The sequence below is a fragment of the Moorena sp. SIO3A2 genome (genome assembly GCF_010672265.1).
GTDB classification, from domain to species: Bacteria; Cyanobacteriota; Cyanobacteriia; order Cyanobacteriales; family Coleofasciculaceae; genus Moorena; species Moorena producens.
This window is the reverse complement of record NZ_JAAHHC010000059.1, coordinates 1-442: the sequence shown is the minus strand read 5'-3', so window position 1 is coordinate 442 and position 442 is coordinate 1. Positions and strand designations below refer to the sequence as shown.

Here is a 442-nt window from a genome sequence, read left to right as displayed (position 1 = left end):
AGGAAGACTTCCAAGCCAGGGGATTAGCCCAAGCCAAGGAAAACCTGAGGATTGAGAGTCTACCAAATACAGAAAAGGCAGCCTATCAGAAATATCTGGAAGATAAACGGTATGAAATTAGTATGCTAGAAGGGGCAGAGGCAGTCGGAGAATTAAGGGGCAGAGAAGAGGGCATAAAACAGGGTAGAGAAGAGGGGATATTAGAAGGCATTCAACAAGAACGTCGTGCTAACTTGGAGCGAATACTCCAACTACGATTTGGAACGATTCCTTCAAAGATATCTGAAACAATAAGCTGTTCGGCATTTAAATTGGTATAATAAAAATTAATAAATAACCCAATAATAGGAAATATGCCAGCAAAAAATTATCTGACAGCAAAAAACAATACTTCAAAAAGCCTTAAAAATAGAAGAAAATGGAAATATTAGAGAACGTATTT

1 pseudogene is annotated in these 442 nt (G+C 37.6%); it reads left to right on the top strand.

Going from position 1 to position 442, the window contains the following annotated elements:
* A pseudogene (locus tag F6K64_RS33285) lies at positions 1–320 on the top strand (hypothetical protein); the annotation flags it as partial.
* Positions 321–442 lie beyond the last annotated feature (122 nt).